General features: G+C 54.8%; 24 protein-coding genes. 6 read left to right on the top strand and 18 right to left on the bottom strand.

Annotated features, from left to right (window positions below; translation table 11 throughout):
* Window positions 1-53: 53 nt before the first annotated feature.
* On the bottom strand, window positions 54-806 hold the full coding sequence (locus INT32_RS05585) for a substrate-binding periplasmic protein (protein WP_370540177.1): 753 nt from the start codon (window positions 804-806) through the stop codon (window positions 54-56).
* Window positions 807-815: 9 nt separating this feature from the next.
* A complete protein-coding gene (locus INT32_RS05580) occupies window positions 816-1,448 on the bottom strand; it encodes a helix-turn-helix domain-containing protein (RefSeq protein WP_193087738.1) in 633 nt (210 codons plus the stop codon).
* Window positions 1,449-1,940: 492 nt separating this feature from the next.
* Between INT32_RS05580 and INT32_RS05575 the strand changes: the two genes are divergently transcribed.
* Window positions 1,941-3,179 (top strand): P1 family peptidase, encoded by a 1,239-nt coding sequence (locus INT32_RS05575; protein ID WP_193087737.1) that lies wholly within the window; start codon window positions 1,941-1,943, stop codon window positions 3,177-3,179.
* A 308-nt stretch (window positions 3,180-3,487) separates the two neighbouring features.
* Here the strand turns inward: INT32_RS05575 and INT32_RS05570 are convergent, their stop codons facing one another.
* Genes INT32_RS05570 through INT32_RS05545 form a run of 6 tightly spaced genes read right to left on the bottom strand, consistent with a single transcriptional unit; the run spans window position 3,488 to window position 10,021 of the window.
* A complete protein-coding gene (locus INT32_RS05570) occupies window positions 3,488-4,462 on the bottom strand; it encodes a tripartite tricarboxylate transporter substrate binding protein (protein WP_193087736.1) in 975 nt (324 codons plus the stop codon).
* A 39-nt stretch (window positions 4,463-4,501) separates the two neighbouring features.
* Entirely contained in the window at window positions 4,502-5,668 is a 1,167-nt protein-coding gene (locus INT32_RS05565) for an FAD-dependent monooxygenase (RefSeq protein WP_193087735.1), read from the bottom strand.
* A complete protein-coding gene (locus INT32_RS05560) occupies window positions 5,665-6,141 on the bottom strand; it encodes a thioesterase family protein (RefSeq protein ID WP_193087734.1) in 477 nt (158 codons plus the stop codon). Before INT32_RS05560 ends, INT32_RS05565 begins: the two co-directional genes overlap by 4 nt.
* Window positions 6,128-7,816, bottom strand: a complete 1,689-nt coding sequence (locus INT32_RS05555; protein ID WP_193087733.1) for an AMP-binding protein — start codon at window positions 7,814-7,816, stop codon at window positions 6,128-6,130. Before INT32_RS05555 ends, INT32_RS05560 begins: the two co-directional genes overlap by 14 nt.
* Before the next feature lie 22 nt (window positions 7,817-7,838).
* Window positions 7,839-8,735, bottom strand: a complete 897-nt coding sequence (locus INT32_RS05550; protein ID WP_193087732.1) for a VOC family protein — start codon at window positions 8,733-8,735, stop codon at window positions 7,839-7,841.
* A 23-nt stretch (window positions 8,736-8,758) separates the two neighbouring features.
* Window positions 8,759-10,021, bottom strand: a complete 1,263-nt coding sequence (locus INT32_RS05545) for an alpha/beta hydrolase (protein WP_193087824.1) — start codon at window positions 10,019-10,021, stop codon at window positions 8,759-8,761.
* 175 nt (window positions 10,022-10,196) lie between these two features.
* Here INT32_RS05545 and INT32_RS05540 point away from each other — a divergent pair, with 175 nt between their 5' ends.
* The 4 genes from INT32_RS05540 (at window position 10,197) to INT32_RS05525 (ending at window position 13,443) form a co-directional block, all read left to right on the top strand.
* Entirely contained in the window at window positions 10,197-10,901 is a 705-nt protein-coding gene (locus tag INT32_RS05540; protein ID WP_128395315.1) for a TetR/AcrR family transcriptional regulator, read from the top strand.
* 333 nt (window positions 10,902-11,234) lie between these two features.
* A complete protein-coding gene (locus tag INT32_RS05535; protein ID WP_226816558.1) occupies window positions 11,235-12,680 on the top strand; it encodes a deoxyribodipyrimidine photo-lyase in 1,446 nt (481 codons plus the stop codon).
* 121 nt (window positions 12,681-12,801) lie between these two features.
* A complete protein-coding gene (locus tag INT32_RS05530; protein ID WP_193087731.1) occupies window positions 12,802-12,972 on the top strand; it encodes a type II toxin-antitoxin system HicA family toxin in 171 nt (56 codons plus the stop codon).
* A 57-nt stretch (window positions 12,973-13,029) separates the two neighbouring features.
* Window positions 13,030-13,443, top strand: coding sequence for a type II toxin-antitoxin system HicB family antitoxin (locus tag INT32_RS05525; RefSeq protein WP_193087730.1), 414 nt, complete (start codon window positions 13,030-13,032; stop codon window positions 13,441-13,443).
* 154 nt (window positions 13,444-13,597) lie between these two features.
* Here the strand turns inward: INT32_RS05525 and INT32_RS05520 are convergent, their stop codons facing one another.
* The 10 genes from INT32_RS05520 to INT32_RS05475 all read right to left on the bottom strand — a co-directional run bounded on the left by INT32_RS05520 (window position 13,598) and on the right by INT32_RS05475 (window position 22,375).
* Window positions 13,598-14,791 carry a M20 aminoacylase family protein gene (locus INT32_RS05520; protein WP_193087729.1) on the bottom strand — a complete coding sequence of 398 codons (1,194 nt, stop codon included), beginning with the start codon at window positions 14,789-14,791 and terminating at the stop codon, window positions 13,598-13,600.
* Window positions 14,792-14,941: 150 nt separating this feature from the next.
* Window positions 14,942-15,952 carry an L-threonylcarbamoyladenylate synthase gene (locus INT32_RS05515; protein WP_193087728.1) on the bottom strand — a complete coding sequence of 337 codons (1,011 nt, stop codon included), beginning with the start codon at window positions 15,950-15,952 and terminating at the stop codon, window positions 14,942-14,944.
* A 95-nt stretch (window positions 15,953-16,047) separates the two neighbouring features.
* A complete protein-coding gene (locus INT32_RS05510) occupies window positions 16,048-17,235 on the bottom strand; it encodes a 5-(carboxyamino)imidazole ribonucleotide synthase (protein WP_193087727.1) in 1,188 nt (395 codons plus the stop codon).
* Between the two features lie 15 nt (window positions 17,236-17,250).
* Window positions 17,251-17,799, bottom strand: coding sequence for a 5-(carboxyamino)imidazole ribonucleotide mutase (purE, locus tag INT32_RS05505; RefSeq protein ID WP_226816555.1), 549 nt, complete (start codon window positions 17,797-17,799; stop codon window positions 17,251-17,253).
* Window positions 17,800-17,809: 10 nt separating this feature from the next.
* Window positions 17,810-18,691: a phosphoribosylaminoimidazolesuccinocarboxamide synthase gene (locus INT32_RS05500; RefSeq protein ID WP_193087726.1), complete on the bottom strand. Its 882-nt coding sequence runs from the start codon at window positions 18,689-18,691 to the stop codon at window positions 17,810-17,812.
* A 214-nt stretch (window positions 18,692-18,905) separates the two neighbouring features.
* Window positions 18,906-19,262: a DNA-binding transcriptional regulator gene (locus INT32_RS05495; protein WP_193087821.1), complete on the bottom strand. Its 357-nt coding sequence runs from the start codon at window positions 19,260-19,262 to the stop codon at window positions 18,906-18,908.
* On the bottom strand, window positions 19,192-19,575 hold the full coding sequence (locus INT32_RS05490) for a type II toxin-antitoxin system RelE/ParE family toxin (RefSeq protein WP_193087725.1): 384 nt from the start codon (window positions 19,573-19,575) through the stop codon (window positions 19,192-19,194). The genes INT32_RS05495 and INT32_RS05490 overlap by 71 nt, the downstream gene beginning before the upstream one ends.
* A 148-nt stretch (window positions 19,576-19,723) precedes the next feature.
* Window positions 19,724-20,788: a class II fructose-bisphosphate aldolase gene (gene fba / locus INT32_RS05485; protein WP_193087724.1), complete on the bottom strand. Its 1,065-nt coding sequence runs from the start codon at window positions 20,786-20,788 to the stop codon at window positions 19,724-19,726.
* 118 nt (window positions 20,789-20,906) lie between these two features.
* Window positions 20,907-21,536, bottom strand: a complete 630-nt coding sequence (gene mog / locus INT32_RS05480) for a molybdopterin adenylyltransferase (protein ID WP_193087723.1) — start codon at window positions 21,534-21,536, stop codon at window positions 20,907-20,909.
* Window positions 21,533-22,375, bottom strand: a complete 843-nt coding sequence (locus INT32_RS05475; RefSeq protein WP_193087722.1) for a carbon-nitrogen hydrolase family protein — start codon at window positions 22,373-22,375, stop codon at window positions 21,533-21,535. Before INT32_RS05475 ends, mog begins: the two co-directional genes overlap by 4 nt.
* Before the next feature lie 494 nt (window positions 22,376-22,869).
* On the opposite strand from INT32_RS05475, the gene INT32_RS05470 reads away from it, so the two are divergent.
* Window positions 22,870-23,343 carry a hypothetical protein gene (locus INT32_RS05470; protein ID WP_193087721.1) on the top strand — a complete coding sequence of 158 codons (474 nt, stop codon included), beginning with the start codon at window positions 22,870-22,872 and terminating at the stop codon, window positions 23,341-23,343.
* Window positions 23,344-23,379: the final 36 nt, after the last annotated feature.

The raw sequence follows: 23,379 nt of genomic DNA, 5'->3' as shown, positions 1-23,379 counted from the left end.
GCGTGTGGTGGTCGCGGCGCCGGCACGCTTCGGTGCCAGCACGAGCGGCATGATTATTTTTCAAGCTTCCATTTTTTCAGAATGGATGCGATGGTTCCATCGGCCTTGAGCGCATCAATCGCCGTATTGAGTTTTTGCTGCAGTTCAGTTTCACCCTTGCGTGTAATCAATCCAAGATCGCGCACAACGACTGGTTTGTAACTTTCCACCAGACGCACGTTCTTGAACATATTGTTGCTCAGGTACGCCGCAGCAATCGGCTGATCCACCAGTACGGCCTGCACCCGACCTTTTTCGAGGTCACGCATCATATCGGTTGATGCATCATACAGCTTCATGTCCGTCACCCCGGCTTTCTGCGCCGGTGCGATATAGGCGGTACCAATCTGGATACCCACGGTTTTATCCTTCAACTGCTCAAGACTGGTGTATTGCGTCTTGTCACTGTCGGGTACGACCAGCCCTTCTCCATAGCTGAAGATGGTATTGGTGTAATCAATGATTTTTGCCCGTTCGTCTGTCTTGATCATGGCAGCCGAAACAATGTCGATCCGCTTCGATTGCAGTGACCCGATCAGGGCCGAAAACACCATGGGGCTGATTTCATAGGTAAAGCCGGCTTTCTTTGAGACAGCGTCAATCACATCGACCATCACACCCGCAATTTTTCCTGACTTGGCATCCAGATAGGTAAAGGGCATGCCGGTGGGCGTGGAGCCCACCTTATAGTTGTCTGCAGCCAGTGCAACCGACCCGTTCACACATGCCGCCAGCATACATACAGATAACAGTTTTTTCATTCCCATGAAGTTCTCCTAGTCCCTTTCGGGTTTGGTAATAACCCACAGCACACATGTGTCCTGATCGGTCGGATTGTTCCACTTGCGTGGCATATCGCTCGTATAGCAAAACGTATCGTTCTGTTCAAGCGTCACGTAACGCTTGTCAAACCACAACTGCAATTGCCCATAGATCACCAGCCCGCTGATTTCGCCGCTGCGGGTGGTGATCCATTCATCGCCGGAACTGCCGCCTGGCTGGATAATGGCCTGATACAAATCCACCGAGCGACAGCGCGAAGGCGTGATAATTTTTTTGATGATCTTCTTGTCTTTCATCACCACCTGCCTGTGCGAGGCGGCCCTGGCAATCCAGCCATCGGTCTGTTCATCAGTGCACTCGGTGTTGCTCAGCAGTTCACCAAGTGAAATATTGAGCGCCCCCGAGATCCGGTTCAGCATATTGACGGTCGGCGAGGTCATGCCGCGCTCAATCTGGCTGAGCGAACCAATTGAGATATCTGCCTTGCGTGCGACCTGTTCCAGAGACAGGCTTTGTTCGCGCCTGATCGCCCGCAGTTGCTGCCCCAGCCAAAAATCGACAAATGACACGATTTTTCCAGTGAATTTAGCACCGGAAGCCGGCGTAACGGTGTCCATGGTCTTCATCCGCTGTGTCCGTTATATTGAAAAATGAAATTTTCATTATTATGAATAATATACATATTTGAAATATTCAACGACCGGGATTACCCTAAAAATCATGTCAATCGACATAAAAAATTTGCTGCGACTGAAAACAGACAGGTTTTAATTTCATGCCGCGTGACTGTTTTTTCCACGCCGCCCCCTACATCAATCTGCGTAGACGACCGAGGAATAGTATCGGCAATGCACCTGAACCTTACACCACGTCTCTGGCCACCAACATACTGCCTATATGAATTAACATGAACAGGCAGTCAGTCATGCACAGATATTTCTTTGTGGCGAAACCGACGCGGATAAGACGATGAGTACAGTCCGTATCCATGACTCAGATTCTCTTTGACGCATACGCTTGCCGCACGCATATCAGTGGATCAGCCCCGTGCACTCGCAATATTTTTAATGACCATCTTCCGAAGTTAAATTATAGTTGTGATTTTTCGGGAGATTACAATGCGCTGTGCTGCACCAAAGCTACTTTCAATCATGCTGGCTTCTGTCTTGATCTGCGGCCACGCACAGGCACTTGCCAATGACACCAACAACCGACCACGGGCGCGCGATATCGGCCTAGTCAGCGGCGTCCTGTCGCCTGGCAAACTGAATGCAATCACAGATGTCAACGGCGTTCTGGTGGGCCAGACCACACTGAACAAGGGAGAGGACATACGTACTGGTGTAACGGCAATCCTGCCCCATGCGGGCAACCTCTTCAAAGAGAAGGTGGCTGCCGCAGTTCACGTTGGAAACGGGTTTGGCAAACTCATGGGTTCGACCCAGATAAGCGAACTGGGTGAGATCGAGACGCCCATCCTGTTGACCGGGACGCTCAACGTGCCTCGCGTGGCCGACGCCTTACTGGACTGGATGCTGGCGCTGCCGGGCAACGAGGACGTACGGTCGATCAATGCCGTGGTGGGCGAGACCAATGACGGCCGGCTTAATGACCTGCGCGGCCGCCACGTCGGCCAGGAACACGTGTTCGCGGCATTGAAATCGGCCAGTAACGGCCCTGTCGAAGAAGGCGCCGTGGGCGCTGGCACCGGCACAGAGGCCTTCGGATTCAAGGGCGGCATCGGCACATCATCGCGGGTGGTGCCTGAAAGCGCAGGCGGCTATACGGTGGGTGTGCTGGTGCAGACCAATTTTGGCGGCGTGCTTACCATGAACGGTGCGCCGGTAGGCAAGGAATTGGGCCGCTACTATTTGAAAGAAGCACTCGAAGGTAAAAAGGTCAGCGCAAATACCGGCAATGGCGCGTTGACGCTAACGAAGAACGATCCCATTCAGCTCGATCATGTCAGTGATCGTGCGGATGGATCCATCATGATGATCGTTGCCACCGATGCGCCGCTGGGTAGTAGAAACCTGGAGCGATTGGCCAAAAGAGCCATGCTCGGGCTGGCCCGCACGGGATCGCCGGCGACCAATGGCAGTGGTGATTACGTGATTGCCTTTAGCACCGCACCAGAAAGCAGGATCAATTCGTCTGACGCAGTACGGGAAACGAAAGTGCTTGGCAATAATGCCATGTCGCCGCTCTTTCTTGCAACCGTAGAAGCAACCGAGGAAGCCATTTATAACTCATTGCTAAAAGCAAAAAGAACCACGGGACGCGACGGCCGTGTTGTGGAAGCGTTGCCGATTGATAAAGCCGTCGACATTCTGAAAAAGTATGGCGCCGTAAAATAATCGAGAGCTGGCCTGATAACTGCGGCAAGAACAGCAGTTATCAGCGTCGCCCACATCTGGTGTATGGAGCCGCCGCTCGTTACTGGAATCCGAGTTTTTATGGCAAGTGCTCAATGAGAGAGCCGACCACCAACCGGTTAAATGCTCGTGGTGTTTCGCTCGATACATATCGACCCTGCCCTGGCACGTTCCTGGAGCGAAAAAAACGAACAATCGATCACGCAAACTGGCTCAAGACAGTGGCTTCCGCAGAAATCAATGTTGGCAAGCGACAGAACGCCCTCCAATCATCTCCGCTGGCTTGCCACTTAGTCCAAAGCAATATTGGCCTTCTCTACGATCTGGCCAAAATGTGCCGAGTCCTCATTCACCGCATGTGCCAGGCCTGATACATCGACAGACCATGCATTAAAGCCAAAGATTTCAAAGCGCTGCCTCACTGCGGTCGTGCGTAGCGCAGCAGCGATGGCAGTATTGAGACGTTCAATGACGTCCTGCGGCGTACCTCGGGGGGCAAACGCAGCCACCCAGGTCTCCAGTTCGAAGTCCTTCGGGCCACCGGCCTCAGTGACCGTAGGCACATCAGGATACGAAGCCAGTCGGGTGGGCGCTGCCAGCGCAAGCAACTTCACTCGCTTTGCCTGGTAGAGATTCTGTACTGTCGCTGCTGTACCGAAAGCCCAATCCACATCGCCATTCGCCACTGCCGTATACAACTGTGACAAATCCTTGTATGGAATGTGCGTCATCGACGTCTGTGTACGCTGCTGCAAAATAGTCGACCCCAGATGCGCAACGCTACCTATCCCCCAGGTACCGTACGTGAGATGTCCATTCGCTTTGTTCGCCGCCTGGACCAGATCCTCAACATTGCGCCACGGAGAATTGGCTGCAACGACGATGAAAAAGTGTGTGGAGTAAATGGGCGCAGCCGCGACAAAATCCCGGGCAGGATCAAATGGCATTTTTTTATACAGATGAGGCTGCAGCGTCATATGGGTGTTATCCACGATCGCCACCGAGTACCCGTCCGCTGCGGATCGTTTGACCTCTCCGAGAGCAAGCCACCCATTGGCGCCGGGTTTATTCTCAACAATGAACGGCTGTTTCCATGCCGCAGACAATTGCTCCCCAATCATTCTTGCGACCGTGTCCGGGCCGCTTCCAACCGAATAGGGCAAAACGGCACGAACACTGCGAGTCGGATAGGTTGAGGATTGGGCCTGCGCCGAACAGGTCAGTACGCCCAGGATGAGCGTTGCCAGAGTAAGTATTTTTTTCATGTCTCCTCCAATTGAATGGATGGTTATTGGGTACGTTATTTAATGGTTCACGTCATGCGTATTTTGTAAAAACAGGGCTGGGTGCCTTACTTCATAGGCGGCGGTAAAACCCGGGTCCCGTTGACGTAGATCATCATGGCTGACCTGCCCGGTGCGTCTCATGTAGTCGTAGGCAAAGGACACCGGATCCAGCTGCATCTTGTCCGCGACGTTCTCGTACCAATCCAGGCTTCGCGCTGCTGCATGCTGGAAATTGGATGAGGCCTGCCTGCGCCGGGATTCGAATACGCCAAATGCGGCCTGGGCATCGCCCGGATTTTGCCGCAACCCTTCGTTCAGCGCGATGGCATCCTGCATGGCCATACGGGTACCTGAACCAAGCGAAAAATGAACCGTCCGCAAGGCATCGCCCAGCAACACAATATTGCGGTACGACCAGTTTTCATTACGAACGATATTTGCTTCAAACCACAGGGAACGATTGGTCAGCAGTGCGTTCGCGCCCAGATCGGCGCGAAAAACCTCGGCACAATAGCGACGGCTCTGCTCTTCGCTGGCAACATCCAGGCCAGCGCGGTGCCAGGTATCCGGGTCTACTTCGACCAGAAACGTACTTAACGTCGCACTGTATTGATAACTGTGTGCAATAAAAATGCCGTGGTCCGTTTCACGAAAGATCAGCGAGACAGGATGAAAGCGCTGATGCGTTCCATACCAGGCAAATTTATTGCGGCGGCGCTCAAAACTGGGGCGGAACTGATCGGCGTATTGCTTGCGAACTGCGCTATTGCTGCCATCTGCCGCCACCACCATATCAACATCGGCAGCCAGCTGTTCAATATCGTCAATGCGGCAATCGTGCTCGATTTGCACGCCAGCCCGCAAACAGGCCTGTTCCAGCACATCCAGCATATCCAGTCTCGCGGTGCGCGAGAAATGATTGCCGTGCACCTGGACACTCGTACCCTGGTGAATAATCTGCATATAGTCGCAGCGCTCGTGATGCGCCACGAATGTGTCGAAAAACGCAGGATCGGCCTCGCGCAGGAAAGCCAGTCCCACGTCGGAAAATACCACGCCCCAACCATAGGTGGCGCCTCGCGGATTTTGCTCATAAACCCGTATATCATGGCCAGGATCCTGTTTCTTGGCCAGGAGAGAAAAATACAGGCCGGCAGGGCCGGCGCCAATAACTGCGATCTTCATTGGTTCGTACTCCCATATGGCGCCTGTTGTTCGCAGTCATGCTGATAACCGAGCAGCGCATCGCGCAGTACGTCAGGCAAGGCAATGGCCCGGCGCTCGCCACGAGCCACACAAATGGGCGTCAATCGTGCATCGAACGCTGCCTGACCACGCACACTGCCGGCGATGTGCAAGGTATAGGTCCGCTGGCTGATATTTTCAACATAGACGGCCATGTCAAACTCTTCATCAGGCCAGAGTGAGGCGCGAAAATCAAAGGTCAATGCACGCGTTGGCGTGCCAAAGCCATGCTCGTCCTTCACGCGCTGCGGTGTCCCGCCCAGCAGCTGTCCGTAAAAAAGCTCAGCAGCCGAGATGACATACTCGCTGAATGTGACGGTGTAGACCACCCCAGCAGGATCGCAATCGCCCCACTTGACCCGTCGACGAATCACAAACGGCGCTTCATTCACAACGTACTCAGTACTTATCATTACGTTCCCCCGTGCCCTGCCGGGCCTCGTGATTGATTAATTCTGCAATCATTCTGCGCAACATCATCTTGTCCAGCTTGCCCACTTTGGTAACCGGAAAGGCCTCAATCACCTCGACGCGTTCGGGACACTTATATTTGGCCAAACCCTTTTCAACGAGAAACATCATCAATTCCTGGACAGAAGGCGCGGCGTGACCAGGCCGCAATGTGATGAAGACGCAGCCCTTCTCGCCGTAAATGGGGTCTGGCATGGCGACAAGACGTGCTTCGGAAATGGCCTGATGCGCACTGACCAGTGCTTCAACCTCTTCACATCCGATCTTTTCGCCGCCACGATTGATGTTGTCGCGCAACCTGCCTTCAAAGCTGTAATAGGACTGGCCGTCAACAATCCGCTCTATCATCATGTCGCCTGTTCGGTAAAAGCCGTCAGACGTGTAGGCCTGGGCATTGGCTGCCGGTGCGTCGAAGAAGCCGGGAACGGTGGCCGGTCCGCGAAAACACAGTTCACCCATCTGTCCCGGTTCAACGCCCACTTCTGTCCCGGGCACCAGCAAGCGGATTTCATCATCGGCGCAGCCCGAGCGGCCCTGCGTTTTGTGGCGAAGGTAAGGTGGTGCACCGGCTGGTGATCCAACCAGCAAGCCCTCGGTAATACCGAACAGGTTGGAGCATGGAATGCGCAAATGTTCTTCCAGTCGCTCGGCTGCGCTCATTGTTATAAACAGACGCAGCGAAGACAAGTCATGCCTTGCCAGATCGGAATAAGCCATCAATTGCGGTGCGATCGGTCCGATTGAAATTGCTCGCGTGACCCTGTATCGCTCAATCAGCGTCAACATAAGCGGCACATCGACCCGGGGCATGAGAACTGCTGACACGCCCATCGCGATGACCGGCATCAGGACATACACCTGCGCGGCATTGTGCAATAATGGCAAAGCCCAAATGAAACGATCATCTTGGTCAAGTTGATAGTTCTTCGCACAGGCAAGTGAGTGCGCGATGTACTCAGCATGAAAACGCGGAATAATTTTTGGAATGCCGGTCGTGCCACCAGACAACTGGAACGCCAGTACATCCTCGCAGGCTGGTGCATGCTCGGCGACGATTGCCTGCGCTCGCGCGAGCGGCATGGCTTCGATCAGCGCGCGCAAATCGTTGCCGGCCGATGAAGTCCCGCGCGCCACCACCAGTCGTGTCAATCCGGCATGGTCGGACATCATTCGCTGCGCGAAAGCAACCAGATCAAAGGCGCTAACATCAGCCTGAACAAAGTATCCACGTGCACCAGACTGACGGATCAATTGACCGATTTCCAGTTCCCGGTGTTGCGGCAATGAACACACCGGTACGATGCCCGCTTTATAACAGGCCAGCAACGCAATGACGGTCTCAAGCGTGGTGCCCATCTGAAAGATGGCACGATCGCCAGGGTCCAGGCCCAGGTTCAGCAGCGCCGCGGCCAGCCGCTCGGTTTGCTCATCCAGTTGTGCAAACGTGACGCTGCCTTCCTCGGTGATGATCGCTTGGCGTTCTGGACACCGACGCGCCGTGGCTCGCAACAAGTGGCCGACCGTCTGCTGCTGCCACGCGCCATTGTCATACCAGGCGCGTGCGCGCTCCTGTTCATGATAAATAACACCCTCTATGGGGTAACGAATATTTTGCATTTTTTTGTCTCCTGCCAATAGATCAGCCTGTCACGGGAACGATCCGAACCCGGTCCCGGTCCAGCACTTCAATGACGCCACTGACACCGCCTGTGAACAGGCCATACCACACAGCGGGTTTCAATCCGAGCACCTTGCGGCGAAACTCCAGCGGCTTGTCCGCACAAATACAATCGAAATATTCACTCTTGACGACCTGACAGTCATCGCGTTGTTCTGCGTCACGCACCAGCGGCGCAAACTCCTCGACGCAGGGTACAAAGATGCGAACGCCTGCGGCCGGCGTCTGAGCCATTGTGCCTTGCTGCTCAAGCAATGTTGCCTTGCGGGCCCATACTTCATCGATATGCCGGATGCGTTCGCCCTTGGACAGCGCGCTGTCTTCGGCCTGTATCGCCGCCTGTATCGTCAGATCGGCGTCAACTTCGTCAACCCGGCCCAACGACCTCAATTTACGAGTAAATTCGATGAAATAGCCATTGGGGTCGCGAACATAAATCGACTCGATCACTTCATGGCGCGTCTCGACGGAGACCTGCAGATTCGCATCCTCTAGCCTTTTTTTCCAGGCTTTCAACTCCGCTTCATTCTGCACCAGCCACGCGGTATGCGTTGCATCGGCGACATGATCTTCAGGCAACGGCCGCATACTACTGCGTCCCTGCATGGTTTCCGGCTCCCGCGCGCCCAGATAGTAGAAAAACGCGATCGTGCTGCCATTGCCGCTATCAAAAAAGAAATGCAGGAAATCCGGATGGCTCGCAGGCCCCCACCCGCGAGCAGATATAACATGGACCAGGCGCAAGCCGAGCACATCTCGGTAAAACGCGACGGTCTCGCGCAAGCGCCAGGTCGGTCTCGCAGTATGGTCAACGCCATGCAGCCGCAGCGCACCTGGCGTATCGTGAACAACAGTCATGTCAAATCTCCATTAGGCATTAATCAAAGAAAGCGCGCCTGCAACCAGCGAGCCAGCTCGCGACCGCCCTGATAGCGTCCCGGTTCTTCATCGTCGGTCAGGGCGCGTCCATGATGGTCGCCGCGAATGCGAAGATGCTGCTTGTCCTGCGCCGTCAGCGCGTCGTAAATCGTCTGTACATCACCCGGAAAGCAGGCCTGGTCGCCCGTGTATTCGATCACCAGTGATGGTATGTCGATCGCCGGAGCAGTGCGCGACAGACTGGCATTGGACGAGAGCGCTGACCAGGTCGAGAGCCAGCTCTCGGGCGTACAAAAACGGGCGAACCCCACCGCACCATAGTTCGACGAATAAGGATTTTTTCCCCATAGGGAGCCGGGGTGTCGGTCTGAAGGATCAAGGCTCAGATCCAGGCAACGCAAATCTGCATCGGTTCGCCAGACGATCAGCACCGGGGTGTGAGCGGCCAGCCGTTTGCCATCTGCCGAGCTGTCAGGCTGCGTTTTCACCCGCTCGCGCGCCTTTAGCCGCGTGTCTATCATCTGATGCGCGACCGCATCCAAGCGAGCCACCCTGGCCTGCTGGCCGGCGCGGTAGCGTTCGATAAATTCCGCCGAGTAACGCGCCTGCCCGTTCGGCTTGTAGCCGTTTGCCGGATCCAGCGGGTCCAGGTGCGGTACGACAGACAAGGCATCACCCTCCTGCGCGACAGACGGGTCAATGCAATTCATTAACAATGCACCCTGACCAGGATGAGGGCCGACCAAAACCATGCCCTGAACTCGAGGCATGTCCAGCTCGCCCAAGCCGGTGCGCTTTCCTGCCGGGCTGCGCGCAATCCGTTGTGCTCCAGGCAGGGCCGACTGTTCAGCGTAAAGCGAATACAGTCCCGCGCCACCCGAATTGCCCAACAGAACGATATTGTCGAATCCCTGTTCACGCAGAAAGGTCAGGCCAGCGGTGACATCACGCAATGCAAATTCATGCTCCAGGCGCAGGTCATTGCCCACTGATCGTGCACCCTGAGACCAGGCGGCACAGCCTGCCGCAACAATATCTGGAATAAGGTAGTGGCATGCCATGAACTCACGTGGATGCATGATGCATACTACCGTCCTGCAGCGCTTGCCGGCTGGCTGATACAGAGAGCCAGAGGTGGCGGCGCCATCGGCGCAGCGCAAGACCACGTTGCGGGTAGAGGCGCCTGCGGGCAAATCACGTGGATTCCAGTCCGTATTCAGAAACCCCGCGGTAACCGGATTTGCAGAAGGGTTTATTGCCACAATCGTTCTCCTTTCCAAATATCATCGAAGTGTTATTTGACACATTAGATAATTATTTGACTTTAATGTCAATTAAATTTTAATATTTGACGAATCCGTCAAATCAAGGAAAATAATGGGCTATACAACCGGCAGCCAACTAGGGTTTAATGGCTGCGTTGCAACAGGGAGTACGACAGTGAACGACATTTCGACAAAGGCGACGCTCAAAGGAGAAGCGCTACGCAGCGCTATCCTGGATGTGGCGGCAACGCTTTTCATTGAACGAGGCACCGGCGGCACCAGCATCCAGGACATTGCCGAAGCGCTGGGATTGAGCCGTACGGCGGTGTATTATTATTTCAAGAACAAGGAACAGATTCAGCAATCGCTGACAGAGGAAGTGCTGAGTGCGGCGCGCAAACTGGCCGGCGACACCGTTGCCCGCGACGATCTTGACCCCGTGACGGCGTTGCGCGCGCTGGTCACCCAGCACGCCGACCTGATTCTGTCACGCCCTGCAGAGTTTCGCGTTGCAGATCGTACTGAGGCCGACTTGTCACCGAAGCAACGCATATCAGTGCAAAATGCACGCCGTAATGTACTTGAGAACTTCAGCCATGTCATAGAAAGAGGGATCCGGGAAGGCGTGTTTCGCATGGTTGACGCACATGTAGCCGCTTTCAGTCTGATTGGCATGTGCAACTGGTCGGCCTGGTGGTATAAGCCCGAGGGCAGACTGGATCGCGCCAATGTCGCCGGGATCATGGCTGACATGGCTGTCAATTCGCTGTTGCGTGATGCAGCAAGGCGACCCGAAGTGCCGGATGTAAGGGAATCGCTGCGTCTGGTACGTGAGGATCTGGATTACCTGGAAAAATTGGTTCTGTCCGACAGCAAATAACGCCCCAACGGATATTCAGCCTGCCCTGCTGCGTTGTTGAGCCAGGTTGAGATCTCTATTGTGGTCAAATCAAACAGAACATGTGATGCCCGAACTATCGATGCATGCGCGCCCGCTTGCGGCCAGGCGCCTGCATCCGGCGGCATCACTTCTGGTACGGCCTCTGCCCAGGTAATTGATCATTGGAAACAATGAAGACCGCGGAATCGGCCAGGTGCGCGCCGCGCAAAGGACTGCCGGATAAGAACACCTGCACGAGAGCGGTTCAATGTATTTTTCAGGAAATTCAGTTAAGCTCGTGTTTCCACGATTGTTTATCCAAAAACCTGACCCATGAAACAATATAACCGCGGCTTGATGTGGTTCCGTCGTGATCTGCGCGCTGCTGACAACCGCCCGCTGTTTCAGGCGCTGCGTCAATGTGAAACGGTGTTCTGCCTGTTTGTCTTCGATACCCATATTCTTTGTCCCCTCCCCCCTGACGATCGCCGCGTGTCATTCATTGATGCATGCCTGGATGATCTGCAGCGCCAATTGCAGCAAGCCGGTTCGGGGCTGATCGTGCGTCACGGTACACCACAGCAAATCATCCCGGCCATCGCACGGCAGTTGAACGTAGAGGCAGTGTTTGCCGGCAGTGATTACGAGCCACAGGCAAAAGAACGCGACCAACAGGTTGGCACAATGCTGCAGTCGGATAACCGGGCGCTTTTCCTGTTCAAGGATCAGGTCATTTTTGATACCGACGAAATACTCAACGGACAGGGTCGCCCGTACAAGGTATTTACCGCTTACAAAAACGCCTGGCTAAAAACCTTGCACAGCGAACACTACGCTGCTGTGCCCGTCGAATCATTGGGGGGCGCGTTGGCGCCAGTCCCGCAAGCGCTGGCGCAACGCCCGTGCCTGGAAGATATCGGCTTCAAACCGCCAGCGCAGCCGGTGCTGCTGCCGGCCGGCAGCAGCGGCGCTCAGGAAGCACTTGATGATTTTCTGCCCCGCATGAACGCCTATGATGCCAAACGTGATTTTCCGGCTCTGCGAGGCCCAAGCTATTTATCTGTGCACCTGCGATTCGGCACCCTATCTATTCGCACGTTGGTCAAGGCCGCCTTTTCGGCAATGTCCACGGGCAACCAGGGCGCTGCGACCTGGTTGAGCGAGCTGATCTGGCGAGATTTTTATTTCATGATCCTGCATCATTATCCACAGGTGGTCGAACACGCATTCAACGCCAAATATGAGGCGATTGAATGGGAAAGCGGACCGCAAGCCGAGCACCATTTCCTGGCATGGTGCCAGGGAGAAACAGGTTATCCGATTGTCGATGCCGGCATGCGCCAGCTGAATCAAACAGGCTATATGCACAACCGGCTGCGCATGATAGTTGCCAGCTTTCTGACCAAGGACCTGGGTATCGACTGGAAGCGGGGTGAACAATACTTCGCGTTGAAGTTAAATGATTTTGATCTGGCCGCAAACAACGGCGGCTGGCAGTGGGCCGCCTCCACCGGCTGTGACGCCCAGCCCTATTTCCGGATTTTCAACCCAATCACCCAATCACAGAAATTCGACCCGGATGGAAAATTCATACGCCGCTATGTGCCCGAGCTGGCGGCCTTGTCCGGTAAGCACATCCATGCTCCATGGACGGCAGGCGATCAGATACTGGCGAGCGCACAGATCGAGCTGGACAAAACGTATCCCAGGCCTATCGTGGATCACAGCGCTGCACGCAGAATTGCGCTGGCCAGATATGGGGAATTGACGGACAAGTAGTGAGACGCCTGCGTTTAGACCTAATGGCATGCTTTCCATTGCCATACGATACACGTTTTTGTTTATTTTTATAAACGTTTTCGTATATAATTAGATAATAGAAAACGCAGGAGAAGTTGCATTGAAAACCAGCGAATTCAGACGCTGGCTTATGTCGCAGGGAGTAACGTTTAAGGAAGGATCGAACCACACGAAACTGACATTAAACGGTAGGCACAGTACCCTTCCCAGGCACGCGAAAGAGTTGCCAGAGGGAATTCGAAAAGCAATATTAAAACAGCTTGGCTTGTGACAGGCGTCCCTTCGGTGGCTTCACACGAAGCGACCACCGAACAGAAAGGAAAGTAATATGAAATATCCATTTATGCTGACGCCCGATGGCCCGGGGTTTATGGTGACCTTTCCGGATATTCCGGAAGCCATCAGCTACGGAGAAACCAAAGCGCAGGCCATTGATTTAGCGTATGACTGCCTAATTACCGCACTTGATTTTTACTTTGATGATATGCGTCGCGTGCCGACGCCATCAGCGACAAAAGCCGGACAGCACATCGTCGACCTTCCGGCCAGTGTGGCAATCAAGGTTGAGTTATTGAACGAAATGGTGCGACAGCACGTAAAACAGGCCGATTTGGCACGCCTGATGAAAGTGTCGCCTACGCAAGTGAACCGTATGGTAAATCTGCGGCAGGCGACAAAGGTTGATACGATTGATCAGGCATTTAAGAAGCTCGGCAAATCTTTAGCGTTTCATGTCGTCTGATTCCTCCGTAAACCATCCGTAGTCCCCCGGTATGTGCATGATGATGCCAATTACCTCGGCCCGCGTCTTTTTGCATTTGCCAATGGCGTGCGTCGTTATGATCGCGGGCTGTCATTCCCGATCGCATCGGTACCGGGAATGATCAAAGGTGTTGTTATCCGGCTTTGGCCGCCAGATACATTTCTGTCAGGCGAATCCAGTAGCTGGCGCCGATCGGGATTAGATTGTCGTTGAAATCATAGCTCGGGTTATGCAGCATGCAAGGGCCCAGGCCATGGTCTGGCTCGCGGTGGTTGCCCTCGCCATTTCCCAAAAAGACATAACTGCCAGGCCGCTCGCGCAGGAAGAAGGAGAAATCTTCAGAGGGCATGACTTGCACATTCTCGCGCACCATGTCGGCACTGCGCTCGCCATACAGGGACTCCATGACCTGGCGGCAGAACTCGGTTTCGTCGGGCGTGTTCACCAATGGCGGATATCTGCGGTCAAAGTCGACTTCGCAAGTACAGCCAAAGCTGCTGGCAATCTGCGTGGCCAGTTCGCGCATGCGTTTTTCCATCACGTCGATCACGTCATCGGAAAAACAGCGCACCGCACCGGCCAGCCAGCCACTATCGGGAATTACGTTATTGGCGGACCCGGTATGAATTTGCGTAATGGACAAGACCGCCGGATCAATTGGGCGAACCGAACGCGATACGATGGTCTGCAGCGCCACTGCAATCTGGGCAATCGCCGGAACCGGATCGGCGCAATCGGCGGGTGCCGCTGCGTGACCGCCTTTTCCCGAAACGGTGATTCTAAATACATTGCTGGAGGCCATCAGCGGCCCGCTGCGATAGCCGAATGCCCCTTCGGGTAGCCCGGGCCAATTGTGCATGCCGAAAATGGCTTCGCAGGGAAACCGTTCCAGCAATCCATCTTCAAGCATGGCTTTGGCGCCGGCTGCGCCCTCTTCGGCAGGCTGAAATATCAGGTGAACAGTGCCATCAAAATTGCGCGTCTCGTTCAGGTAATGCGCCGCAGTAAGCAGCATGGTGGTATGCCCATCGTGACCGCAGCCATGCATTTTGCCATCATGCTGCGAACGGTGTGCGAAGCGATTTTCTTCCTGCATGGGTAGCGCGTCCATATCGGCACGCAAAGCAATGGCCTTGTCGGCGCTGCCCGCCCGGATGGTTGCAACCACGCCGGTTTTGCCGATACCCGCTTCATAAGGGATGCCCCATTGCTTGAGCTTGCGGCAAATGACCTGTGCAGTCCGGTTTTCTTCGTAAGCCAGTTCGGGGTGAGCGTGGATATCCCTGCGCACATCCACCATTTCCTGAAGATTCTTGATTTCTAACATATTGCGTTCCGGAGATTCCAATAGAATCATCATAATCCGGTTTAGGCCAACTGGCAAAGCGGCTGTGCATTTTCCAAAATAAACTGCAGCGATTCACATAACAGGTTGGAATCTAAAGCATTCCTGGCCACCACTGTGGCCAGTACGGTCTTATTCGAAAGCGGCGGCGGCACGCTGCAGGCGGTCGGCAACCGCATCCCACCGTTCGTCTGCGGGCAGGCGCTGGATCAGTAAATGGTCCAGATTCTGCTGGTCGGCCTCGCGCAGCAGCGCATACAGATCATGTGCGTAGCGGACCGGGTCAGAAGACACCTGCTGCCACTGCAACTGTGCCGGCAAGGCCGGTGGCGGCGCGTCAAACGCATAAATAGCCCAGCGTTCGTGCCCCGGACGGGCGGCCAGCAGGTCTTCCAGGTTTGCGGCATCGAACAGGCTGAGCCGGGTTTGCGGCGCATAATGGGCTTTCAGCGTGCCCGATGCACGAGGAACCGCAGCGTCCGGGCTGGCCGGGGTATAGCCCAGCACCCCCGCCAGTTGCCCTGCCGAAATATGACCAGGGCGAAGCAATACGACCGGCATGCCCTGCGCAATGCGCGAGACGTCCACAATCGTCGATTCAATGCCGATGTCAGTATCGCCCCCTTCGAGCACCGGCATGCCATCGGTGCATTCCTGGGGAAATTCGTCGCGTACGTGCTGGGCTTTGGTCGGCGACACATGACCGAACCGGTTGGCAGAAGGCGCGGCAATACCAGCCTGTCCCGAGGGGCGCAGGCGGGCGAAAGCGCGGATTAGCGCCAGTGCGACCGGGTGCGACGGGCACCGCAGGCCGATACTGTCCTGCCCGCCGGTCACCGCATCGGTAATGGCCGGGTTTTTCGGCAGGATCAGCGTCAATGGTCCCGGCCAGAACGCCTGTATCAGCTTTTGCGCTTCTGCCGGAAGGTCCCGCGTCCAATAGGACAGATCCGCCTCCGGCGCGATATGAACAATGAGCGGATGGTTGGCTGGCCGCTGCTTGGCCTGATAGATTTTGGCCACGGCCTGCGCGCTCTCGGCGTCGGCGCCCAGACCATAAACCGTCTCGGTAGGCAACGCCACCAGACCGCCTTCGTTTAAAACGTGTGCGGCATGGTCAATCGGGCTTGTCATATCGGTCATGGAAATGGTCTGTGTCGCGTGATCATCGGGTGCAGTCCTGGGGTCCGGGACTGCCTCTTGGGATTACATGGTATAGATAAAACGGTTAAAGCCAGTCAGGACAAAACGGTGCGAATCCCCATTTTGCGAATCACATCCCGTGCCCGTTCCTTGGCCTGCTCTATGTTGGCGCCCACAACGTTAATATGCCCGACCTTGCGCCCCGGGCGCGGCTCATCCTTGCCATACAGATGCAACGATACACCCGGGATGGCAAGAATGTCATGCCATTGCGGTTCGCGCGCATGGCTGGCATTGCCATTGAACCAGCAGTCGCCCAAGATATTGAGCATGACCACCGGCGTGAGCAGATCTGTCGCGCCCAGCGGCATGCCCGTCATGACCCGCACCTGCTGTTCAAACTGGCTGGTGACACAGGCGTCCATCGTGTAGTGGCCACTGTTGTGCGGACGTGGCGCTATTTCGTTTGCAATCAAGCGACCGTCAGACAGCACAAAAAACTCGACACACAGCACGCCCTGATAATTGAGTCCTTCGGCAATGCGCAGGGCTGCTTCCCTGGCTTGACTGGCCAAATCTTCGTTGATCAGATCCGGCGCGACAACCGTACTGGCAAGAATGCCGTTCTCATGGGTGTTAATGCCAATCGGGAAAATCGCGGTCTCTCCGCTGATCGCCCGCGCCATGACAACTGAAATTTCATGATCCAGCGGCAACATGGCTTCAAGCACGCAGGGTATTTGTCCAAAGTCACGAAAGGCTTCAATGGCTTCGGCGCGGGTCGAGACCCGTTGCTGACCCTTGCCGTCATAACCCAGGCGAGCTACTTTCAGAATACCGGGAAATAGTGCATCCTGTGCCTGCTCCAGATCGCTCATGTCGCGAACCTCACAATATGGCGCTACCGGGATCTTCTGGGCATTGATAAATGCCTTTTCGGCAATCCGGTCCTGCACAACGGCGACCGCTGCCGCGCCAGGCGTCACGCGACAGCTTGCAGACAGTTGTTTCAGACTGCTGGCCGGCACGTTTTCAAATTCCGTCGTAACGGCGGGCGTGATCGCGGCCAGTTCCCTGAGCGCAACGATATCATCGTAGGCTGCGGCCATATGGCGCTCGGCCACCATGCCTGCAGGACTGTTGCCGGACGGGTCCAGAACAACGACCTTGTATCCCAGTTTCTGCGCCTCGTGGCAGAACATGCGACCCAGTTGGCCGCCGCCCAGCATGCCCAGCCATTCGCCAGGATGAATGCGGTCAGAAAGTGCTATTGGTGTGTGCATTGCGAAAATTCTCTTTCAGTTCTTGGTAGCCGGCGGCAATGTCATCGCCCTTGCCGTATTGGTCTGTTTCTCGCGAAAAGCGCGCAATTGTTCGCGCAACGCCGGGTTGTTCATGGCCAGCATGGCAATCACATGCAGCGCTGCATTGGCGGCGCCGGCTTCGCCGATGGCAAAGGTGGCAACAGGAACCCCCTTGGGCATTTGCACGATGGACAGCAGGGAATCTTCGCCGCGCAGATAGCGCGACGGGACCGGTACGCCAAACACCGGCACCTCGGTCAGCGCCGCCATCATGCCTGGCAGATGCGCTGCACCGCCGGCGCCGGCGATAATCGCCCGCAGGCCGCGATCATAGGCTGTCGCGCCATAATCGGCCATATCTTGCGGCATACGATGCGCCGAGATGACCTGGGCCTTGTAAGGCACGCCGAATTGCTCGAGCATGTCCGTGGCGTTTTTCATGACGTCCCAGTCGCTGGACGAGCCCATGATAACGCCGACCAGCGCCTGGTCGGCCTGCCTGGAATCAGTATTGTGATTGCCTGAGTTGAGTGTTTCGTTCATAACGCCCTGCTTATCCGATCAGACGGGTTGCCGCCTCACGATATTTGTCGGCCGTTTTCTGCAACACGTCCTGTGGCAGTCGGGGCGCAGGCGCTGTCTTGTCCCAGGGCTGGGTTTCCAGCCAGTCGCGCACAAACTGTTTGTCAAAGGACGGGGGGCTGATGCCCGTCTGATAGGAGTCGGCGGGCCAGAAACGGGAAGAGTCAGGCGTGAGCACTTCATCCATCAGATGCAGGACGCCGTTGTCGTCCAAGCCGAATTCAAATTTGGTATCGGCAATGATGATGCCTTTTTCTGCAGCATAATCGGCCGCCTCGGTGTAAAGGTGCAGCGTGATATCACGAATCTGCTCGGCAACCTCCTGCCCCACTTCGCGCACGACATGGGCGAAGTCGACGTTTTCGTCATGAGAACCCATTTCGGCCTTGGCCGCCGGGGTAAAGATAGGCGATGCCAGTTTCTGCGCCTGGACCAGACCAGCAGGCAGGCTGACGCCGCAGATGGCGCCGGTTTTTTGATAGTCGTTCCAGCCGGATCCGATCAGATAGCCACGCGCGACCGCTTCCACCAGCACAGGCTTGAGGCGCTTGACAACCATGGCCCGGCCCCGGACCTGGTCTGCTTCCGCGGGTTGCACCACCTCTTCGGGAGCAATACCGGTCACATGGGTTGGAATAATATGCCCCAGTTTGTTCAGCCAGAACTCCGTGAGCTCGGTAAGCACCTGGCCCTTGCCGGGAATAGGATCATCCAGAATCACATCAAACGCAGAAATACGATCAGAGGCAACAATCAACAGTTTGTCGTCGCCCACGGCGTACATATCACGGACTTTGCCGCGCGCCAGCAGTGGCAGGGACTGAATATCAGATTGAAGAAGCGCAGATGTCACCGGAAATCCTTTGCAAGGGAAAATTTCATGCGGCACGCGGACGCGTGAAGTACTGTCGCGGGCGTACGAGCATGGAATAGAAATGGGAATAATCCGTTATTTTACCGCCATATGCTAGGCTTGAACGTAAAAAACCCCGCCACAACGCATCGTCGTGGCGGGTTCCGCTAGCGGCGCACACCATCAGTGTGCTACCTCATGCGGCAAGATCATCTTACAGAATGGCTTGCAGCCCCTTGGCGGCGATCACATTGAGCAATTTCAAAGCCGGTCCCGACGGGCGTGTATGACCCTGTTCCCATTTGCGTACGGTCGAGGCCGTGGTATGTAAATGAAGCGCAAAGACAGGCTGGCTGATATTGAGTGACTCGCGCAATTTTCGTATATCTGTCGCTGTAAAATTCCTGACCGGCAACGGGAAAAGCGTGTCAAACTCGCGCATTGTCGTTTTGCTGATTGCACCCCCAGTCTGCAGCTCAGCCAGTTCACCGCGCAATGATTCAATGATTTTTCCTGTCACAATGCAACTCCTGTAGGACGCCGGCTTGCAAGGCAAGAACCAGGTCGTCATCTGATAGCGCCAGAAATAGCTTGCCGGCATAGCTCAGGGCCTGCTTTTCTTTCAGAAAAATATTGGACTGCTCGCTTTTCGAAAAACCGTGCAGAAAAATGTACCGAGTGCCTATTCGGGCCGAAAGCAATGTTCGATACCTCCTGCTTTTACCGCAGCCAGCACCAGGCACCCGTTTTTTATAAAGCCTTCCACCCAAATCGGCGTCGATCAGCCCGTGCTCCATTTTCATAACAGCCCAACATAAGACAGCGTCAGGCAATTTTTCACGCAACTGCCATTTCGCAAACGCTCTGCGCTTTAACACTCTCATACTGCCATTGCTTATTGCTAAATCATAGCAATATACCCGTTACGGGTATCATTTCCTATTACGGAAACTCACAAGAAAAACCCCGCCACAACGCATCGTCGTGGCGGGGTTTCCCTGACAGGCCGTCCCGGGAGACGGCGCAATCGTCTTATTTTACCTGTTGAGACAGCTTGCCTGCAGCATAGGCTGCGGCCATTTCAGACAGGCCAATCGGTTTGATTTTGCTGGCGTTGCCGGCTGTACCAAATTCCTGATAGCGCGCCACGCAGATTTTCTTGGCGGCTTCGCGGGCTGGCTTGTTGTATTCACGCGGGTCGAACTTGCCGGGATTTTCAGCCAGGAAACGGCGGATGGCGCCTGTCATGGCAAGACGAATATCGGTATCGATATTGACTTTGCGCACGCCAAACTTGATGGCTTCCTGAATTTCTTCAACCGGCACGCCATAGGTTTCTTTCATGTCGCCACCGAACTCGCGGATTTCGGCCAGCAATTCCTGGGGAACACTGGAGCTGCCATGCATGACCAGGTGTGTATTGGGCAAGCGGGCGTGGATTTCCTTGATGCGATTGATAGACAGAATATCGCCTGTAGGCTTGCGGGTGAATTTGTAGGCGCCGTGGCTGGTGCCAATCGCGATCGCCAGCGCATCCAGCTGGGTGCGACGGACAAAATCTGCAGCCTGCTCCGGATCGGTAAGCAGTTGCTCCATGGTCATGGTGCCTTCTGCCCCGTGGCCGTCTTCCTTGTCGCCTTTCATGGTTTCAAGCGAGCCCAGGCAACCCAGTTCACCTTCTACGGTGACACCGACCTTGTGTGCCAGATCAACTACCTGCTTGGTTACTTCCACGTTGTATTCATAGTCGGCAATGGTTTTACCGTCGGCCATGAGAGAGCCGTCCATCATGACACTTGAAAAACCAAGATTAATGGCACCCTGACAGATTTCAGGTGACTGACCATGATCCTGGTGCATGACTACCGGGATTTCCGGATAGCTCTCTACCGCAGCCTGAATCAGGTGTTTGAGAAAACCTTCGCCTGCGTATTTACGCGCACCAGCAGACGCCTGCATGATGACCGGACTGTTGGTTTCCTTGGCCGCTTCCATGATGGCCTGCACCTGCTCCAGATTGTTCACGTTGAAGGCGGGAATACCATAGCCGTTTTCCGCGGCATGATCCAGTAATTGGCGCATAGAAACGAGTGCCATGTAACGATCTCCTGAAATTGAAAAATATCTGAACAGCCACTATTTTAAGTGGGAAACCGCATATAAGGCGCAGGAACCCGGCTTTTTACCAAATTTACCAATTGTGACATCACAACTGTCAAGCTTTGGGCTCGCGCCGGGCCGATTTTGGCCGGAAAGCCGCAACCACATCGTCTCGGGTCTCTATATAGGGACCGCCGATCAGGTCAATGCAGTAAGGCACGGCGGCAAAGATGCCTGGCACTTTTACTTCGCCCTGTTCATCGCGCAACCCTTCCAGGGTTTCCTGTATGGCTTTGGGTTGCCCCGGCAGATTGATAATCAGCGCAGCATGTTCAGTCGCTTCGCGGATGACAGCAACCTGGCGGGACAAAATGGCGGTAGGCACAAAGGCCAGGCTGATTTGTCGCATCTGTTCACCGAAACCGGGCATGGGCTTGCTGGCAACCGCCAGTGTCGCTTCTGGTGTAACGTCGCGTCGCGCCGGGCCCGTGCCGCCGGTGGTGAGCACCAGATCGCATCCCTGCTGATCCACCAGCTCGATCAGCGTCTCGGAAATAGTCTGCTGATCATCTGCAATCAGCCTGGGGCAGGTGCGAAACGGCGACTGCAGGGCGCGCTCCAGCCAGGCCTGCAGCGAGGGAATGCCTTTGTCCTCGTAGACACCGGATGTTGCCCGGTCCGAGACGGAAACCAGCCCGACAATGAGTTCGTCCGGATGTGCTCTTTTTATTGCAGTTGTATTCATTTCAATCCTGATACCTGATAACGACGATTTTGCAGACATGGCAGCAGCTCGCGCACTTGCGCAATACGTTGTGATGACAAGGTGTGCACCGCCAGACCCGGGTCGGCGGTGGCAGTGCCCAACACCATACCCAGTGGATCCACAATCATGCTCAGGCCGCAATTGCGTGGCGCGGTCTGCCCTGATGCCAGCACATAGCTGGTGTTTTCAATGGCGCGTGCCCGCAGCAATATTTCCCAATGGTTTTCCTTAAGCGGGCCGGCAAGCCAGGCCGCACTGACCGACAGCACATCTGCTCCCTGATCAATAAGCGCGCGAGCCATTTCCGGAAAACGCAGATCATAGCAGTTGATCAGGCCAACCCGAAACCCTTTGATATCGAACAGACCCAGCTCGGCGTTTTCTTCGGAAAAACTGCCGGGCCGCACTTTGTCTGACTCCTTGAATTTGAAGGCATCATAGACATGCATTTTGGTATAACGAAGCACCTGCGCGCCGGTATTGTCAAGAACCAGTAGCTGATTGGTCACCCGTTCATCGCCCGGCTGGTCTGCCAGGCTCAGCACACCAACCACAATATGCATGTCGTGATCACGCGCCAGATCCTGCATGTAGCGGACAAAGGCAGGCGAGTTGTTGCCGGCCGTCTCGCGCAATTGCGGCAGCGGCGAGCCAAACGAACACATGGACGCTTCGGGCAGGACCAGCAGTTGCACGCCCTGCTCTGCCGCCTGCGTTACCAGGGTATGGATATGTTCCTTATTGGGTTCGATCTCGTTGACGGCAGCAAACTGACCGACGCCAACTTTCAGTTGTGAATTGCTTGTATTGGTTTGCATTGAGGCACCACCTGATTGGACTGTTTACTCAATTATGCAACAGATCGCATGGCCTGTGTTCGGTATTCACAAAGGAGAAACCACCAAGCCAATGATTTTATTTATTGTGAGTTACGCCCTGTCTTTTCCTGTGCCCACCTTGAGCTTTGCGTTACCACAACATTTGTACATAAAGCCATTGGCCTTCCCTTGTGACAAGCATGCCACCGATCCTGGAGAAATAGCGCTCTCTTGCGAAAAAATATCGCTGATGAAACTATTATCTGCTACGGTGTTGTGTCTTTTGCCCGTGCCCCGGTTCCTGTGTATTAAAAACGCTTATGACAGACAATGGCACTAAATAACCAATTTCTACAACACCTGATTTTCCCCCGGGAAACAGTAGAGTCTCATAACGTCTATCCCTACGACCTGGCAGCAGTTAAGGATCGTCATCGTTTGGATTTTCATCCTAAAATTACCTACTTTCTTAAATTAAAGAGTGATTCTTTACTATGAGCGATGAAAATCTTGTTGAAAATGAAGAAGGGGCTCCACATGAGGGACGCGAAGCGCAATTTATGCTCGCAGGCAAAAAAGAGGTCGCCTATTTTTGTTTCGATTACCCTGAAGAACATTTTCAAGACATGCGAAGATGCATTGATGAGGGATTATTTGAAACCATCAAATTTGGCGCCGAAGACAATTTCAATCGGCTAGCCCAGACTCCCGGGGCATTAGACTGGGTCAGAGAACATATAGGGGATGGTCCCTATGAAGATCTCGTGGTTTACGTGCCCGGTTCAAGGGACAAAGCATTAAGATTTATCGAACTACAAAAATGTGCTTTTAAATACGGTTACATAGAATCGGTGGAAAGAGAAATCGGAAAGATCTTGGGGTATTCACAAGAAAGCACGGATCGTTTTATTCAAACTCTGAAACAGCGGTACCCGAATCTGCGTGAGTTCCCGCCAGACAACGACTAATCAACCTTTGCTCAGGCTTGTTGTGGCAGCAACCAG

Origin of the sequence: Advenella sp. FME57, assembly GCF_014897675.1 — a bacterium.
Classification (GTDB): Bacteria; Pseudomonadota; Gammaproteobacteria; order Burkholderiales; family Burkholderiaceae_B; genus Advenella.
This window is presented reverse-complemented; position numbering and strand designations above follow the sequence as displayed.